Source organism: Streptomyces sp. NPDC005533 (genome assembly GCF_042871845.1).
In the GTDB taxonomy this organism is placed as follows: domain Bacteria; phylum Actinomycetota; class Actinomycetes; order Streptomycetales; family Streptomycetaceae; genus Streptomyces.
On sequence record NZ_JBIAJH010000033.1, the window covers coordinates 40,251 to 55,905 of the forward strand.

General features: G+C 74.5%; 15 protein-coding genes. 5 read left to right on the top strand and 10 right to left on the bottom strand.

Annotated features, from left to right (window positions below; all coding sequences use genetic code 11):
- Positions 1 to 119: 119 nt before the first annotated feature.
- Together ACFYP3_RS27615 and ACFYP3_RS27620 are read left to right on the top strand one after the other, a co-directional pair.
- A complete protein-coding gene (locus ACFYP3_RS27615; RefSeq protein WP_388837886.1) occupies positions 120 to 962 on the top strand; it encodes a GNAT family N-acetyltransferase in 843 nt (280 codons plus the stop codon).
- Positions 959 to 1,897 carry a lysophospholipid acyltransferase family protein gene (locus tag ACFYP3_RS27620; RefSeq protein WP_388837889.1) on the top strand — a complete coding sequence of 313 codons (939 nt, stop codon included), beginning with the start codon at positions 959 to 961 and terminating at the stop codon, positions 1,895 to 1,897. The genes ACFYP3_RS27615 and ACFYP3_RS27620 overlap by 4 nt, the downstream gene beginning before the upstream one ends.
- Here the strand turns inward: ACFYP3_RS27620 and egtD are convergent.
- The 4 genes from egtD to egtA are packed head-to-tail and all read right to left on the bottom strand — an operon-like array spanning position 1,780 to position 6,159.
- Positions 1,780 to 2,754 carry an L-histidine N(alpha)-methyltransferase gene (egtD, locus tag ACFYP3_RS27625; protein ID WP_388837892.1) on the bottom strand — a complete coding sequence of 325 codons (975 nt, stop codon included), beginning with the start codon at positions 2,752 to 2,754 and terminating at the stop codon, positions 1,780 to 1,782. The two genes, ACFYP3_RS27620 and egtD, sit on opposite strands and share 118 nt — an antisense overlap.
- Positions 2,751 to 3,509, bottom strand: coding sequence for an ergothioneine biosynthesis protein EgtC (gene egtC / locus ACFYP3_RS27630; protein WP_388837895.1), 759 nt, complete (start codon positions 3,507 to 3,509; stop codon positions 2,751 to 2,753). Before egtC ends, egtD begins: the two co-directional genes overlap by 4 nt.
- Complete coding sequence (egtB, locus tag ACFYP3_RS27635; RefSeq protein ID WP_388837898.1) at positions 3,509 to 4,819, bottom strand: ergothioneine biosynthesis protein EgtB; 1,311 nt, start codon at positions 4,817 to 4,819, stop codon at positions 3,509 to 3,511. Before egtB ends, egtC begins: the two co-directional genes overlap by 1 nt.
- Positions 4,816 to 6,159 (bottom strand): ergothioneine biosynthesis glutamate--cysteine ligase EgtA, encoded by a 1,344-nt coding sequence (egtA, locus tag ACFYP3_RS27640; RefSeq protein WP_388837901.1) that lies wholly within the window; start codon positions 6,157 to 6,159, stop codon positions 4,816 to 4,818. The genes egtB and egtA overlap by 4 nt, the downstream gene beginning before the upstream one ends.
- Before the next feature lie 105 nt (positions 6,160 to 6,264).
- Here egtA and ACFYP3_RS27645 point away from each other — a divergent pair, with 105 nt between their 5' ends.
- On the top strand, positions 6,265 to 7,116 hold the full coding sequence (locus ACFYP3_RS27645) for a TIGR02452 family protein (RefSeq protein ID WP_388837904.1): 852 nt from the start codon (positions 6,265 to 6,267) through the stop codon (positions 7,114 to 7,116).
- A gap of 74 nt (positions 7,117 to 7,190) precedes the next feature.
- Here the strand turns inward: ACFYP3_RS27645 and ACFYP3_RS27650 are convergent, their stop codons facing one another.
- The 6 genes from ACFYP3_RS27650 to ACFYP3_RS27675 form a co-directional block, all read right to left on the bottom strand.
- Positions 7,191 to 7,655 (bottom strand): type II toxin-antitoxin system PemK/MazF family toxin, encoded by a 465-nt coding sequence (locus ACFYP3_RS27650; protein ID WP_388837907.1) that lies wholly within the window; start codon positions 7,653 to 7,655, stop codon positions 7,191 to 7,193.
- Between the two features lie 55 nt (positions 7,656 to 7,710).
- Entirely contained in the window at positions 7,711 to 8,034 is a 324-nt protein-coding gene (locus ACFYP3_RS27655; protein ID WP_388837910.1) for a hypothetical protein, read from the bottom strand.
- Positions 8,035 to 8,310: 276 nt separating this feature from the next.
- Positions 8,311 to 9,720, bottom strand: a complete 1,410-nt coding sequence (locus ACFYP3_RS27660; RefSeq protein WP_388837913.1) for an amidase — start codon at positions 9,718 to 9,720, stop codon at positions 8,311 to 8,313.
- Positions 9,721 to 9,822: 102 nt separating this feature from the next.
- Positions 9,823 to 10,491, bottom strand: a complete 669-nt coding sequence (locus tag ACFYP3_RS27665; RefSeq protein ID WP_388837916.1) for a hypothetical protein — start codon at positions 10,489 to 10,491, stop codon at positions 9,823 to 9,825.
- Between the two features lie 85 nt (positions 10,492 to 10,576).
- Positions 10,577 to 11,272, bottom strand: a complete 696-nt coding sequence (locus ACFYP3_RS27670) for an alpha/beta fold hydrolase (RefSeq protein ID WP_388837919.1) — start codon at positions 11,270 to 11,272, stop codon at positions 10,577 to 10,579.
- Positions 11,273 to 11,362: 90 nt separating this feature from the next.
- The gene (locus ACFYP3_RS27675; RefSeq protein WP_388837922.1) at positions 11,363 to 12,649 is read right to left on the bottom strand and encodes an MFS transporter; all 1,287 of its coding nucleotides are present in this window, start codon (positions 12,647 to 12,649) and stop codon (positions 11,363 to 11,365) included.
- Between the two features lie 286 nt (positions 12,650 to 12,935).
- Here ACFYP3_RS27675 and ACFYP3_RS27680 point away from each other — a divergent pair, with 286 nt between their 5' ends.
- Positions 12,936 to 14,015 carry a LacI family DNA-binding transcriptional regulator gene (locus ACFYP3_RS27680; protein WP_388837925.1) on the top strand — a complete coding sequence of 360 codons (1,080 nt, stop codon included), beginning with the start codon at positions 12,936 to 12,938 and terminating at the stop codon, positions 14,013 to 14,015.
- Between the two features lie 420 nt (positions 14,016 to 14,435).
- Positions 14,436 to 15,635, top strand: coding sequence for a thiolase family protein (locus tag ACFYP3_RS27685; protein ID WP_388837927.1), 1,200 nt, complete (start codon positions 14,436 to 14,438; stop codon positions 15,633 to 15,635).
- Positions 15,636 to 15,655 lie beyond the last annotated feature (20 nt).

Consider the following 15,655-nt stretch of genomic DNA (forward strand, 5'->3'; position numbering starts at 1 on the left):
GTCCGCACATCCGAGGGCCGCTGAGCGGTCATGTCGAATCCAGCCGGTCACGGAAGAAGTAAAGGAGCCAGGCCACGCACCTGCGGGCCCGGCCCTCCGCGCCCGGATCAGGAGCCGCCATGACCATCGCACCCCTGTCCCCGTCCCCCCTGACTCCCCCCTCCACCCTCACCGTCCCCACCGGCCCCGCCCCCCTCACGCCCACCGCACCCCGGGCCGCCGCGCCGGCTGCCGGCCCCCACTACGCCGTACGCCTCGCCCGCGACGAGTCCGAGGTGCGTGCCGCCCAGCGCCTGCGCCACCAGGTCTTCGCCGGCGAGCTCGGCGCCCGCCTGGACGGGCCCGAGCCCGGCCTCGACTCCGACGCCTTCGACGCGTACTGCGACCACCTCCTCGTCATCGAGGAGGAGACCGAGCAGGTCGTCGGCACCTACCGGCTGCTGCCCCCCGAGCGCGCCGCCGTCGCCGGCCGCCTCTACTCCGAGGGCGAATTCGACCTCTCCGCCCTCGCCCCCATCCGCCCCGACCTGGTCGAGGTCGGCCGCTCCTGCGTCCACCCCGACCACCGCAACGGCGCCGTCATCGCCCTCATCTGGGCCGGCCTCGCCCACTACATGGACCGCTCCGGGCACAACTGGCTCGCCGGCTGCTGCTCGATACCGCTCGCCGACGGCGGGGTCCTGGCCGCCGCCACCCGCGAGGCCGCCCTGACCCGCAGCCTCGCCCCCGAGGAGTACCGCGTCACCCCGCACCTCCCCTGGAACCCCGAGGGCATCACCTTCCCCGACCGCATGGAGCTGCCCCCGCTGCTGCGCGGCTACCTGCGCCTCGGCGCCTGGGTCTGCGGCGAACCCGCCCTCGACGCCGAGTTCGGCTGCGCCGACCTGTACGTGCTGCTCTCGCTGCGCCGCACCAACCCGCGCTACCTGAAGCACTTCCGCTCGCTCGTGCCGGGCGCATGAACGGCTGGCTCCCCACCTCGCCCTGCACCCCCGAGGCCTGTGCGGGCCCTGAGGGGGGCACCGCGAGCGTCCCGCGGGCGGTCCTCCGGCTCACCGCCGCCGTCGTCCTGATCCTGCTGGGGATCCTGGGCGCCCCGCCGGTCCGGCTGCTGCCGGCCGGCCCCCGGCACACGGTCGTCCGCGCCTGGTCGGCCGCCCTGGTACGGGTTTTCGGCATACGGATCACCGTGCACGGCAACCCCGGCCCGGGCGGCGGCCGCCTCCTCGTCCCCAACCACATCTCCTGGCTGGACATCCCGCTCGTCGCCGCCGCCGTGCCCTGCCGGATGCTGGCCAAGAGCGACATCCGCGACTGGCCCGTCCTCGGCCGCCTCGCCGGGCGCGCCGGGACCCTGTTCATCGAGCGCGACAAGATCCGGGCCCTGCCCGCCACCGTCGAGACCATCACCGGCGCACTGCTCGCCGGCGACCGCGTCACCGTCTTCCCCGAGGGCTCCACGTGGTGCGGCCGCGCCCACGGGACCTTCCGCCGGGCCGCCTTCCAGTCGGCGCTGGACGCGCGGGTCCCCGTACAGCCCGTGCGGCTCGCGTACCTGCGCTGCGACGGGACCCCGGCCGGGGCGCCCGCCTTCGTCGGGGACGACCCGCTGACCGCCTCGCTGTGGCGGATCGCCCGGGCCCGCGGCGTACGGGCCGAGGTGAGGCTGCTGCCGCGGATCCCGCCGGGCCGGTACGCGCACCGGCGGGACCTCGCGGCAGCCGCTCAGCAGGCCGTGCTCGGAGCCTCAGCCCCGGCCCTGCTCCCCGGCATACCGGCTCAGCCGGCCGCGCCGTCGACGACCGACAAGGACAGCGCGAAGCGGCCCGCCGCGTCCGTCCACCACTGGGTCAGCTCCAGCCCCGCCGCCGCCAACTCCTTCCGCACGCCCTCCTGACGGAACTTCGCCGAGACCTCCGTCAGGATCTCCTCACCCGCGGCGAACGGCACCACCAGATCCAGCGCCCGGATCTTCACCACCAGATCCGCCCGGGCGCGCAGCCTCATCTCGATCCACTCCTGCTCCTTGTTCCACACCGCCACGTGCGTGAAGTCGGCGGTGTGGAAGTCCGCGCCCAGCTCCCGGTTGACGACCGCCAGCACGTTCTTGTTGAACTCGGCCGTCACCCCCCGCGAGTCGTCGTACGCCGACACCAGCACCGCCTCGTCCTTCACCAGGTCCGTGCCCATCAGCAGCGCGTCCCCGGGCGACAGCATCGCCCGTACGGACGCCAGGAACACCGCACGCTCCGGCGGCAGCAGGTTCCCGATCGTGCCGCCCAGGAACACCACCAGCCGGGGTCCGGGAGAGTCCGGCAGCTTCAGCGCGCGCGTGAAGTCGGCCAGCAGCGCGTGCACCCGCAGCCCCGGATGTGCCGCGAGCAGCGTCTCGGCCGCCCCCCGCAGGGCGCTCTCGCTCACGTCCACCGGTACGTAGGTGTCCAGCGCGGGCATCGCCTCGATCAGGTGCCGGGTCTTCTCCGAGGAGCCCGAACCCAGCTCCACCAGGGTGCGGGCGCCGCTCTCCGAGGCGATCTCCCGGGCCCGCTCCAGCAGGATCTCCCGCTCCGCGCGGGTCGGGTAGTACTCGGGCAGCCGGGTGATCTCCTCGAAGAGCTCACTGCCCCGCGCGTCGTAGAACCACTTGGGCGGCAGCATCTTCGGGAGGTGGGTGAGCCCGTGGAGCACGTCCGTGCGCAGCGCGGTCTCCGCCGCGTGCTCGTCGAGGGTCCGGGTCAACTGGAAGTTGGTCACGGGGAGTTCTCCTTGAGCGGGGTCAGTTCGACCCGTGAGCGGGTGGCGGTCAGCAGGGTCCGGTCGGGCACTTCGCACCACCGGGGGTCGTCGTCGTACGGCTCGGAGGCCACCACGGTGCGCCGGGCGCCCGCGTCGGCCAGGTACCAGAGCGAATCCCCCCACGCCGTGGCGGCGATCGCGACGCCGTCCGTCACCAACAGGTTCAGCCGCGAGCCGGGAGCCGCCGTGGCCAGCTCCCGGACCGGCTCGGCGAGCGCCGTGGCCAGGTCGTCCCCGGCCCGCAGCCGGTGCAGGACCAGCGCCCAGACCAGCGCCGAATCCGTGCGCGCGGCCAACCGGAGCAGCTCCGCGGGCGGCAGCCCGGCCGCGAGCGGGGCCGCCGCGTCCGGCCAGCCCCGTATCGCGCCGTTGTGGCTGAACAGCCACGGACCGTCCGAGAACGGCGCGGCCGCCGCCTCCCCGTCGGCCCCGGGCAGGGTGGCGTCCCGTACGGCGGCCAGCACGGCCCCGCTGCGCACCACCCGGGCGAGGTCGGCGAAGGTCAGGTCGGACCAGACGGGCCCGGACCGCCGGTAGCGGGCGGGCACCGGGTCGTCCTCCGCGTACCAGCCGATGCCGAAGCCGTCGGCGTTGACCGTGCCGGAGCGCTGCCGGCGCGGCTCCCAGGACTGGCGCACCAGTGAGTGCTCGGGCTCGCTCAGCAGCCGCCGCAGTTCCACCACCGGTCCCAGATAAGCGAGGTGACGGCACATCAGACGTCCCTCGCGGTGCGGAAGCCGGAGAAGATCTGCCGCCGCACCGGTAGGTCCCAGTTGCGGAAGGTGCCCCGGCAGGCCACCGGGTCCACCGCGAAGGAACCGCCCCGCAGCACCTTGTGCTCCGGGCCGAAGAACACCTCCGAGTACTCCCGGTAGGGGAACGCCCGGAAGCCGGGGTAGGGCAGGAAGTCGGACGCGGTCCACTCCCAGACGTCGCCGATCAGCTGGCGCACCCCGAGCGGGGAGGCGCCGGCCGGGTAGCTGCCCGCACGGGCCGGGCGCAGATGGCGTTGCCCCAGATTGGCCAGGGCCGGAGTCGGGTCCGCGTCGCCCCACGGGTAGCGGGCCGAGCGGCCGGCCACCGGATCGAAGCGGGCCGCCTTCTCCCACTCCGTCTCCGTCGGCAGCCGCCGCCCCGCCCAGCGCGCATAGGCGTCCGCCTCGTACCAGCTGACGTGCAGCACCGGCTCGTCCTCGGGCACCGGCTCGGTCACCCCGAAGCGGCGGCGCAGCCACTGCCCCGCCTCCCGGTGCCAGAACAGCGGCGCCTCCACGGAGTGTTCGCGGATCTGCTGCCAGCCCGCCGGCGCCCACCAGCGGGGCTCGTGGTAGCCGCCGTCCGCGATGAAGGCCAGGTAGGCGGCGTTGGTCACCGGTACCGTGTCGATCCAGAAGGCTGCGACGTCCCGGACGTGCGCGGGCCGCTCGTTGTCCAGCGACCACGGCTCGGCCGAGGTGCCCATGGTGAACGGGCCGCCGGGGACGAGGACTTCGGCGGAGAGCGGCGGATCGTAGGGGGCGTCCGGATCCGGCGCGGTCAGCACGGGCGCGCCCTGCCGCAGCTGATGGGTGATCAGCATCGTTTCGTCGTGCTGCTGTTCGTGCTGGGCGATCATCCCGAAGGCGAAGCCGTCGTCGAGGAGCGCACTGCCCTCCAGGGGAGTGCGCTCCAGCAGGTCGAAGACCCGGCCGCGCACCTCGGCCGCGTACCGGCGGGCCTCCCCGGGTCCGAGCAGCGGCAGCTTGGGCCGCTCGGCGCGGGGATGCTCGAAGGCGTCGTAGAGCGGGTTGATCTCGGGGCGCAGCGACTCGCGGCCGGCGACGTTGCGCAACAGCCAGAGCTCCTCCTGGTTCCCGATGTGCGCGAGGTCCCAGACGAGCGGGGACATCAGCAGCGAGTGCTGGGCGGTCAGGTCCTCGTCGCTCACGGCGTCGGTGAGCCCGGCAGTCCGCACGCGCGCGGCGGTCAGGGCGGCGGCCGCCCGCTCCCGCAGGGCTTCCCGGGACGGGTATGACGTGGTCACCGGCGGGCCTCCTTCCCGGTGAGCAGGGGGGACGGTTCGTCGGCCGGACAGCGACCGCGCAGCACGAAGCGCTCCGTGAACGCCCCGACCGTCTCCTGGACGTGCTCGCTCGCGCCCAGCCGGGGCAGGGCCTCGGCCGCAGCGAGGAAACAGGCCGTCGCGGCCGTCCGCAGCTCCGGATCGGCCAGGCCGTCCCGGGCGGCGGAGCGCCACAGCGGATTGCGGGGCGAGGGCCGCGGGCCGTGCGCGTCGGACAGCGCCTTCGTCGCCCGGTACGCGGTCTCGGCCGCCTCCGGATCGTCGAACAGCGCGTGCACGACCGCCAGCGGGACCAGCCAGCCGTCGTCGCCCGGCTGCGCGTCGATCATCCGCAGCTCCAGGTGGCCGCGTGGCCGCACCGGCGGGAACAGCGTGGTCAGGTGGTACTCCAGGTCCTCGGCGGTGGGCGCCCGCAGTGCGGGGCGGCCCGCGGGCCCGGAGCGCTCCGTCCGCCCGCCGTCACCAGCCGTACGCAGCCAGTCGCGGAAGGTCGTGCCCCGCGGCATCTCCCACGGTTCGCCCTCGTACGAGCGGACGCACATGACCTCGGTGTCCAGCGCCTGCCGCGTCCACGCGGCCCGCGGCTCCGCCTCCAGCGGCGGCGCGAGGGCGCGGCGGCTGTCGATGTCGCCCCAGACGCCCTGGCGGGCGCAGCGCCAGCCGGCGTACGGGCCCTCGTACGCGGGGGAGTTGGCGAAGGCGGCCACCAGCACCGCGCCCAGCAGGTGGGCGAGGCGCCAGCGCCGGCCGTGACCGAGCATGCCCGGCTCCTCGTACCCGGCGTCCACGCAGACCTGCACGGAGGCGGAGGCGCACATCATGACGCGCCCGGCCGGGCCGGTGCGGTCGAAGTAGGCCTCCATCGCGTCGTACCGCGGGCTGTTCAGCAGCCGCCGGTACGGGCGCCGTGGGTCGCGGCCGAGGCCGCGCAGGACCAGGCCGCGGGCCAGCAGGGCGGCGCGCACGGCGGTGAGGTCGGCCTGGAGGCCGTCCACGCATTCGCTGAGGGACGCGGCGGGGGCCGAGCTGAGTTCGAGCTGGCCGCCGGGTTCGACGGTCAGCCGCGAGTTCAGGGGCAGCGCGCGGGCGGCGGCGTGCGCGGCCCGCAGCCGCTCGGGGGACAGGTGCTGTTCGGGCCGTTCGGCATCCAGGACCAGCCATTCGAGCTCCGCGCCGACGAGGCGGGGCGGGCCGGTCTTGAAGCAGATGCCGTGAATCAGCTCCTCCGCCTCGGTCTCGCTGAGGGAGGCGTTGGGAGGTGGGACGGTCGCGCGTGGGGGAGTGGGTGAGTCCTGGGGCATACCGGTCCTCGTCTCCTGTGGTCGGCCGTGACATCACCCGTGCCTACCCCTCCCTGGGGCACAAATTCCTTTGCCGCCGATGGCCGGGGTACAGAGGATGGCGGCGTGAGCAGCAGATTGCGCGAGATCGCGCGGGAGAACGCGGAGATCCTGGCGGCCGGTGGCTACCGGACGCGGTCGGGACGGCAGGTCTCGCTGGCCGCCGCCCTGGCGGAGGCCAAGGCAGGAACCAGGATATATGGACCAAACCGGGTCGTTCCAGACGGAGGGGTCGTTCGTGGAGGCGGACCGACGGCCGTCGAGGTCACGGACGAGAGCACCACGGTCGCGGCCCGCAGGCTCGCGACGGGCGTCCCGGACGGCCCGGACGGCCCGGAGGCCGCCCCGGTCGCGGCTCTGAACTTCGCCTCGGCCCGCAATCCCGGGGGCGGTTACGTCCGTGGGGCCAAGGCCCAGGAGGAGGCGCTGTGCCGGGCCTCGGCCCTGTACGAGACCCTGCTGGAGGCCCCGGAGTACTACGAGGTCCACCGAGCCGAGCGCAGCACCTTCTACACCGACCGGGTGATTCACTCGCCCGGGGTGCCCGTGTTCCGCGACGACAGGGGCGAACTCCTGGAGACCCCGTTCCTGGTCGGCTTCCTGACCTCTCCCGCCCCGAACGCGGGCACGATCCGGCGGCAGGAGCCGCAGCGGGTGGCGGAGATCCCGGGGGCGCTGGCCCGACGGGCGGAGCTCGTGCTGGAAGTCGCCGCGCTGCACGGCTACCGGCGACTGGTCCTCGGGGCGTGGGGCTGCGGGGTGTTCCAGAACGACCCGGCGGAGGTGGCCGAGGCCTTCCGGGGACTGCTGGCGGCCCGGTTCGCGGGGGTGTTCGAGCGGGTGGTGTTCGGGGTGCTGGACCGCAAACCCGAGACGCGGGAGGCGTTCGAACGCGCCTTCACGGGCTTCGGGTCCTGAAGAGCGGAGCGGGACGGCGAGGGGCGGGGCGGGACGGTGAGGGCCCGGCCGCGGCTTGCCGTCCCGCCGCGGGCCTACGTCCAGCCGTAGCGCTCGCGCAGCCGCTCGACGACCAGCCGGAAGCGTCCCCGGTCCAGCGCGCAGGCCTCGCGCCGCATCCCTGACTCGTGCACCCGCAGCACCCGGTCGACGTCCACCCAGGACTCGCGGCCCGCGCTGTCCCAGGGTCCGGTCCCGATCGGCACCCACTCGTGGTCGTGGTCGTGCCGCTTGCTGGACAGCTGTACGGCGAGCAGGGTCCGCCCGCCCGCCTCCCGCGCGACGACCAGCACCGGCCGGTCCTTGCCGCGGCCGTCGTTCTCCTCGTACGGGACCCAGGTCCACACGATCTCGCCGGGATCGGGGTCGCCGTCGGGGTCGGGTGCGTACTCGGTGCGTACGGGGCCGATGGCGCGGGGATCGGCCTCGGAGGTCGCCGTGTTCCCGTCGCGGCCGGGCTGGTCGGTGCGGCCGTTGCCGTGATGCGAAAGTGCCGTCATCCCGCCGAGGCTACCGGTCCCGCGCCCGCGCCCCCGTGCGGCCGGGTCCGGGCGCTCAGGTCGTGTCCGCTTCCCGGTGGGAGCCCGTGCACAGCGCCCAGACGATGAAGAGGTTGACGACGACCAGGGTCAGCGCCCACCAGGGGTAGTACGGGATCCAGAGGAAGTTGGCGATCGCGCCCAGCCCGGCGACCACGATGCCGAAGTAGCGCCCCCACAGGAGTCCGCCGAGTACGGCGCAACCGGCGACGACGAGGGCGATGCCGAGGATGAGGTGGATCCAGCCCCAGCCCGTCAGGCTGAACTCGAACACGTAGTGGCGCGTCACGACGAACAGGTCGTCGCTGGCGACGGCAGCGATCCCTTCGAGGAACGCCATCGCCCCTCCGAAGACCATCAGCACTCCCGCCAGGAGAGTGGTGCCGGACGTGGGCGCGTGCCAGGGGCGCGGTCGCCCTTGGACTGCCTCGGGCCTGCTGGCGTCACTGACCATGTCGATCTCCCAGCTGCAAGGCCGGCGCGGTGGCCGGACCGGCGAGATCCCCCCGTTCAGCCTGTCACGCAGGCTCATCGTCGGCACTCCGGCCCCACGGCAGGCGGGCGCCGAGCCCGGCGGCCCGCCGGCTGTCACACCCCGGATCTCACGCGCCGCACCTCACACGCCGGTCCGCACCGGATCCGGCCGTCGCGCCGCCCAGTCCTGTGCCGCCTCCACCTGCGCGGCGAGCGCCAGCAGCAGCGGCTCGGAGTCCGCCGGACCCAGCAACTGGGCTCCCATCGGCAGCCCCTCGGCCGTGAACCCCGCCGGGACGTTCACCCCCGGCCAGCCCAGGACGTTCCACGTCCACGCGTACGGGCAGGCGGCGATCATCGCCCGGTCCGTGGCCATGGCACCGAGACCGGCCAGCGCTCCGATCCGCAGCGGCGGGGTGGCCGTCGTCGGGGTCAGTACCACGTCGAAACGGCCGAAGATCTCACCGACCCGCCGCCCCAGCGCCGCCTCCGCCCGGCGGGAGACCCGCAGGGCCGCCCCGCCCAGGATCCGGCCGGTCCGTACCGCCTCGCGCGTGCGCGGGTCCAGCAGCGCCGGATCGGGTACCCGCGCCGCCCAGTCCCGTACGCCGCTGGTCGCCCGGGGTACGAAGGTCAGGCCGATCGGGCCGTACCGCGGGTCCTCCGCCACCACCTCGTGCCCCAGCGCCTCCAGCCGCCCGGCCAGCCGCTCCACCGCCGAACGCACCTGCGGGTCGAGTGACTTGGATGTCGCGGTGAAGGGCATCCCGAAGGAGAGGGCGATCCGCAGCCGACGCGGGGTGCGCCGGGCCGCCTCGACCGCCGAGATGCGGGCCGGGCGGTGCAGGTCCTCGGGGTGCGGGCCGCTCGCGGCGTCCAGCAGGAGCGCCGCGTCGGCGACCGTACGGGCCAGTACGCCGTTGACCGTGAGCCCGTGGAAGGACTCCGGCTCCGGCCAGGTGGAGATGCGCCCGCGCTGCGGTTTCACGCCGATCAGGTGGGTCCAGGCCGCCGGGATCCGGACCGAACCGGCACCGTCCGAGCCGAGCGCCGCCGGGATGAGGCCCGCCGCCACGGCCGCCGCCGAGCCGCCCGAGGACCCACCGGGCGAGTAGGCCGGGTTCCACGGATTGCGGGTCGCACCGAAGGCCTCGCCCTCGGTGAAGGGCCACTGTCCGAGCTCCGGCGTCTGGGTCTTGCCCACGATGACCGCACCGGCCGCGCGCAGCCTCCGTACCGCCTCGCTGTCGGCGGTCTTCGGGGCGAAGACTCCGCCGCAGCCGAAGGCGGTCGCCTCCCCGGCCAGGTCCATGTCGTCCTTGACCGCGAGCGGTACGCCCAGCAGGGGCAGCCGCTCGCCTGCGGCCAGCCGCCGGTCCGCCGCGTCCGCCTCGGCGAGCGCGGCGTCGGCGCGTACGGTCCGGAAGGCGTTCAGCTCCGGCTGCGCCACCGCGATCCGGCGCAGCGCCTCCTCGGTCAACTGCCGTGCGGACACACTGCCTTCTGCGAGCGCCGTAGCCATCTCGACCAGGCCGGCCGACACTTCCGACATCGCGCACCACTCCCCCTGTTACCGTTCGGTAGGAAGACGGTACGGGGGACCCACCGGGCACGACTACCCGTGCAGGCCCCGACGTTGGGGATGAGCGGGCGGTCAGAGCAGGGCCGAGACGTCCTCGCCCCAGGAGGAGAGCGTGTCGACGGCCCGCCAGCGGTGGGGGCCGTCACCGAGGGCCGCGGCGAGGACCAGGTCACGGTGCCCGGGGCGCCGGTCGGCCAGGGCGGGCAGCCGGAGCAGCGGCAGGAGCACGCCGAGGGCCGCCTCGCGTATGACGGGGGAGCCTGCGGTGAGGAAGGGCTGCACGGCCGTGTGGAACTCCGGGGCGAGGTCGAGGAACGCGTCGAGGTCCTCCTCGTCGCCGTAGGGCCGCCCCTGCTGGGCGATCGCGTCGACGAGCGACTCCCCCAGCCAGGTCATCAATCCGGCGCGCAGCGGGAACGGGGCCTGCGGACCCAGGTCGTACACCTCGTACTCGCTGCGGTCGGTGACCTGCGCCAGGGTCCGCGGGTCGCCCAGGACCGCCGCCACGTACCGGGCCGCGGGCGCCGTGGCGGTGTAGAAGACGTTCCCCCGGGTGAGGGCTTCGGCCAGGCATCGAAGGGCGTACCCCTGGACGCGCGGATCGTCGTCCAGCAGCTCCCGCAGGATCACGGGCGTCTCCGGTGCCACGTCCGGGCAGCAGTGCTCCACGGCGTTCCAGTCCGTGCGCAGCAGCAGGGCTCCCGGGTCCACCCGGCCGTCGTACTCCACCTCATCGCTCATGGCACCAGTCTGGCAACCGCCACTGACACCGGGCGAACCCGCCGCCGTTGGAGAGCGCCCGATGCCGGCAGGCGAAGGAGACGGCCTAGATCCAGCCCTCCAGGGAGGCCATGAACCCGTCGAAGTCGTCGCGATGGATGGTGTGTCCGGCCCCGGCGACCGAACGCACGTGGAACCCGCGGCTCCTGAGCAGCTCCGCCCGCTCCGGCGAGATCAACCGGCTCGGATCGGCGAGCTGGACCAGCGACGGCACCACCGGCGCCGTCGGCATCAGGTCGGCGCCGAGCAGCGGGGCGAGGCTCAGGGCCGTCCGCTCGTCCCACAGCGCCAGGGTCGCCAGCTCGATGTCGACGTCCACGTCCTCCCAGCGCGGACTCATCGCCCGGATCTCCTCCCAGGTCGCCGACTTGAACCGGGCCAGTAGCTCCGGGCCGAAGTCCTCCGCGGGGGCGGCCAGGTGCCAGCCGGGGTCGGAGTACACCGCCCGCCGCGGCTTCAGCCGGTCCACCGCGAGCGACAGGGTGAGGCCGCCGAGGGAGTGGCCGAGGGCGAGTTCGGCGTCGGCCGGCAGCGTCTCGACCACGTCGTCGGCGTAGAGCTCCGGACTGTACGCGCCACGGCCGCTGGCCCCGTGGCCCCGCAGGTCCACGGCGATGACGCGGTAGCCGCGGTCGGCGAGGGCGGGGCCGACCCGGCGCCAGGTCCGGTGGTCGGTCATGATGCCGTGGATGAGGAGGGCGATGCGGTCGCCCTCGCCCCAGGTCTGGGTGTGCAGCTGCACGGTGGTGCCCTTCTTGAGTTTCGAGGGTGTGAACTGTGCTCGGGGAGCGGCGAGTTGTGGTGGAGGGGGACTGGTGGTGCGGCGTCCCGGTCAGCGCACGCTGCGGATCGGCTTCACCGCCAGCGCCCCCGCCACCGCCAGCACGGCCGCGACGACGAACAGCGCGGTGTACCCGCCGCTGAGCGAGACGATCACCGAGGCGATGAACGGGGCGACGATCTGCGGGCCGGCGTTGGCGATGTTGAGCACGCCCATGTCGCGGGCCGCGTCCTCGGCCTGGGGGAGCACCATCGTCACGAGCGCGGTGTCCACCGCCATGTAGCAGCCGAACGCCAGCCCGTTGACCAGGGAGAAGGCCAGCATCGCGGTCCAGCTGGCCGACACGGCCGGGAGGACGAGCGCGACGGCCGACAGCAGGGCGGAGGCGCCGACGAAGAGCTTGCGCCGGTCGAAGCGGTCGGAGAGATATCCGCCGAGGACGGTGGAGACGACCATCGCCACACTGCTCAGCGGCAGCAACACCGCCACCGCGGCCTCCGGTTCCATGCCGTCGGGCAGCACGGTGTGGTCCTGGAGGATGTAGAGCTGGTAGCCGGTGACCGCGAAGTACCCGAGGACGAGCAGCGCCCGTCCGATGAACGCCCACCGGAAGTCGTGGTGGCGCAGGGCGCTCGCGAAGGCGGCGAGCTGGGCCCTGACCGGCAGCGGGGCGCGGGCCGGGAGGCGTTCCTCGCGGCTGCAGGCGGTGAACAGGACGGCGGCCCCGGCCACGAGAGCGCCGAACACGAGATACCCGGTGCGGTAGTCGTCGGAGAAGGCCGCGCCGAGCAGCGCACCGAGGGTGGAGCCGAAGGGCAGTCCGAGGCCCACGGCCGCGGAGGCCTTGCCGCGGGCGCTCAGCGGCACCCGGTGGGGGACCACGGAGGTGAGGGCCGCCTGGTAGACGTTCATGACGGCCTGGCCGAGGCACCAGGCGATCGTGATCAGCAGGATCGTGTCGGCGAGGCCGAGCAGGAACATCGCCGGGACGGCGGCGAGTCCGCCGCCGAGGATCCAAGGGTTGCGCCGTCCGCTGCGGTCGGACAGGGCGCCGGCGACGGGGTTGAAGACCGTGGCGAAGATCGCCGAGACCCCCGCTATCAGGCCGAAGTTCGCCACCTTGTTCGCCGGGTCGATGTCCTCGACCTGGAGCGCGAGCAGGACGCCGGCCACGCCGACGTAGAGCGCGTACATGGCGGAGTTCCCGACGAGCAGGAGGGGGAGCAGGCCGCGACGCGCGGGTCCCGGGCCGGGGCCGGGGCTGGGACGGGGACCGGGGTCGGCGGACGCGCCGGTGGTGGCTGCGGTGGAACCGGTGTCGGGGGAGGAAAGGGCCACGGTGCCCTCCTGGGCGGTCGCGGGCGGACGGAGGGAGAGCGAGGGGTGGGGCTGGGTGCGCGCCGCCCGGTCGCGACGGCGGGGGTGCGACGGAGCGCGACAGGGCGGCGGCACGGCGGGGCACGTGCGTGCGCACGTGCGATGACACATCCGTCGGCACGTCCGTCGACGGGGATGTCACGCCAGTGGTTACACGTGTCAATGACGCGTGTAACCACTGTCTAGCATTCGTTTCAGGCCATCCGCCAGCCCCTGGGCGCAACCGGTCTGGAAAGATGCCACGGCAATGTCTCAGTCATCGAAGTCGCCGAAGCCGGCGAAGCCGCCGCAGGCGGCCTCCGGATCGCCCACGCCGACACCCCCCGTTCCGACCAGCGCCGACGTGGCCCGCCTCGCCGGGGTCTCGCGCGCGACGGTCTCGTACGTGCTGAACAACGCGGAAGCCGTGCGCATCAGCGAGCCGACCCGCCGCAAGGTCCGCGAGGCCGCCGAGGAACTGGGATACGTCCCGCACGCCGCCGCCCGCAGTCTGCGCGCCGGGCACACCCGGATCGTGCTGCTGCCCACCCCCAACGTGCCGATCGGCCCGCTGTACAGCGCCTTCCTCAACGAACTCCAGTGGGCGCTGCGCCGGCTCGACTACACGGTGGTCCAGTACGGCAGCCTCGGCCTCAGCGGGGACGAGGCCGTGCGGGCGTGGGCGGAACTGCGTCCCGTGGCGGTGATATCCCTCGGCGAGATCACCCTCTCCGCGCGCAACGTCGCCACCCTGAAGCGGGCCGGGGCCCGCGCGGTGATCACCATGGGCCCGGCCGGTGTACCCGGGGCGCACGCACTGGTCATGGACCAGCAGGAGGTCGGCGCCCGCGCCGCGGCCCATCTCGTCGAGCGGGGCCGGCGGCGGATCGGTGTGGTCGTCCCGGAGGAGGAGGGGCTGGAGCTGTTCTCCGCGCCCCGGCTGGCGGGCGCCCGCTCCGTGGCGGGCGCCGAGGAGTCCGGCGCGCAGGCGGTACGGGTCGAGCCCGTTCCGATGGCGTACTCCGAGGAATCGGCGGCGGCGCTCGCGGCCCGCTGGCGCGGGCTCGGGCTGGACGCGGTCTTCGCGTACAACGACGAGTACGCGATGCTGCTGATGCGCGCCTTCCAGGACGCGGGGCTGCGCGTCCCCGAGGACGTCGCCGTCATCGGCGCCGACGACCTCCTCATCGGGCGGCTGCTGCGGCCCCGGCTGAGCACGGTGCGCCTCGAGATGCCGACGGGTGACCACCTGGCCTCGCTGGTGGACCACGCGGTGCGGGAGCCGTCGGAGGTCACGGAGCGGCACGACCTGACGGCGGCCGCGGCCGTGCACCGCGAGTCGACCTGACGCCGCCCCGCTCGGGCACCCGGTCCGCGGGCCCGCCGGCCGCCCCACGCGGGGCACCCGGTCCGCGGGCCCGCCGGCCGCCCCACGCGGGGCACCCGGTCCGCGGGCCCGCCGGCCGCACTCGTCCGTGGCCCCGGTCCGCCGCCCGGCCGTCCTTGCCCGCGGCCCGCGGTCCGGCGCCGTGTCCGCGGCCCCGGTCCGGCACCCCGTACCGCGGCCCGTTCCGTCCCGGCCGGGTCGACGGAGGGCCGGGGGGCCGTTGACAGGCGGTGACGTGCGGACGGAGACTGCGGGCGCGCCCCACCGGGCGTGCCCGGCGGCGTGTCGCGGTGCCCACACCGGCGTCGTGCCCACCTCGGCATCGGCGCCCACACGGCGCCGGTGCGCCGCCGCCGTACGGATCCGCCCAGGAGAGACCCCATGAGCATCCGCACCGTCCGCGACGTCTACGTCGTCGACGCCGTCCGCACCCCGATCGGAAAGTTCGGCGGGGCCCTCGCCGGGGTCCGCCCGGACGACCTGGCCGCGCACGTCGTGCGCGCGCTGGTGGACCGTACGCCCGACCTCGATCCGGCCCGTATCGACGACGTCGTCTTCGGCGACGCCAACGGCGCGGGCGAGGACAACCGCGACGTGGCCCGGATGGCCGTCCTGCTGGCAGGCCTCCCGGTGAGCGTCCCCGGAGTCACCGTCAACCGGCTGTGCGGATCCGGACTCGAAGCCGTGATCCAGGCCGCCCGCGCCATCGCGCTGGGCGACGCCTCCGTGGCCATCGCGGGCGGCGTCGAATCGATGAGCCGCGCCCCCTGGGTGGTCCAGAAGCCCGAACGGGCCTTCCCCGCCGGGCACCAGCAGATGTGGTCCACCACCCTCGGCTGGCGGATGACCAACCCGCGGATGCCCGCGGAGTGGACCGGCTCGCTCGGCGAGGGCGCCGAACTCGTCGCCGACAAGTACGCCGTCACCCGCGAGGCGCAGGACGCCTTCGCCCTGGAGAGCCACCGCAAGGCCGCGGCCGCCTGGGCCGCCGGACTCTACGACGGCGAGGTCGTCCCGTACGAGGGCGTGGACCTCGTACGGGACGAGTGCATCCGCGAGGGTTCCACCCCCGAGGCGCTGGCCCGGCTGAAGCCGGCCTTCCGGACGGACGGCCGGGGCACCGTCACGGCCGGCAACGCCTCCCCGCTCAACGACGGCGCCGCGGCCCTGCTGTTGACCGACGAGGCGGGCCTGGCCGCCACCGGCCGGGAGCCGCTCGCCCGGATCAGCGCCTCCGCCGTGACGGGGATCGAGCCCCAGCTCTTCGGGCTGGGCCCGGTGGACGCGGTGCAGCGGGCCCTCGGCAAGGCCGGTCGCGGGCTGACCGACCTCTCCGTCCTCGAACTCAACGAGGCTTTCGCCGCGCAGGCCTTGGGCTGCCTGGCGGCCTGGCCGGAGCTGGACCCGGCCGTCGTCAACCCGCGCGGCGGCGCCATCGCGATCGGCCACCCGCTCGGTGCCTCGGGCGCCCGCCTGGCCGGTTCGGTCGCCCACCAGCTGGCGGCGGCCGGCTCCGGCACCGGCATGGCGGCGCTGTGCATCGGCGTCGGGCAGGGCATCGCGCTCGTCCTGGAGCGCTGAGCCCGCCCCGGCACCGCCCT

Coding starts and splice junctions, on each gene's coding strand:
- egtC (WP_388837895.1), bottom strand. CDS start 3,509: ATGTGCCGTCACCTCGCTTATCTGGGACCGGTGGTGGAACTGCGGCGG.
- ACFYP3_RS27660 (WP_388837913.1), bottom strand. CDS start 9,720: ATGTCGGAAGTGTCGGCCGGCCTGGTCGAGATGGCTACGGCGCTCGCA.
- ACFYP3_RS27685 (WP_388837927.1), top strand. CDS start 14,436: ATGAGCATCCGCACCGTCCGCGACGTCTACGTCGTCGACGCCGTCCGC.
- ACFYP3_RS27680 (WP_388837925.1), top strand. CDS start 12,936: ATGTCTCAGTCATCGAAGTCGCCGAAGCCGGCGAAGCCGCCGCAGGCG.
- ACFYP3_RS27655 (WP_388837910.1), bottom strand. CDS start 8,034: ATGGCGTTCCTCGAAGGGATCGCTGCCGTCGCCAGCGACGACCTGTTC.
- ACFYP3_RS27665 (WP_388837916.1), bottom strand. CDS start 10,491: ATGAGCGATGAGGTGGAGTACGACGGCCGGGTGGACCCGGGAGCCCTG.
- ACFYP3_RS27650 (WP_388837907.1), bottom strand. CDS start 7,655: ATGACGGCACTTTCGCATCACGGCAACGGCCGCACCGACCAGCCCGGC.
- ACFYP3_RS27615 (WP_388837886.1), top strand. CDS start 120: ATGACCATCGCACCCCTGTCCCCGTCCCCCCTGACTCCCCCCTCCACC.
- egtA (WP_388837901.1), bottom strand. CDS start 6,159: ATGCCCCAGGACTCACCCACTCCCCCACGCGCGACCGTCCCACCTCCC.
- ACFYP3_RS27620 (WP_388837889.1), top strand. CDS start 959: ATGAACGGCTGGCTCCCCACCTCGCCCTGCACCCCCGAGGCCTGTGCG.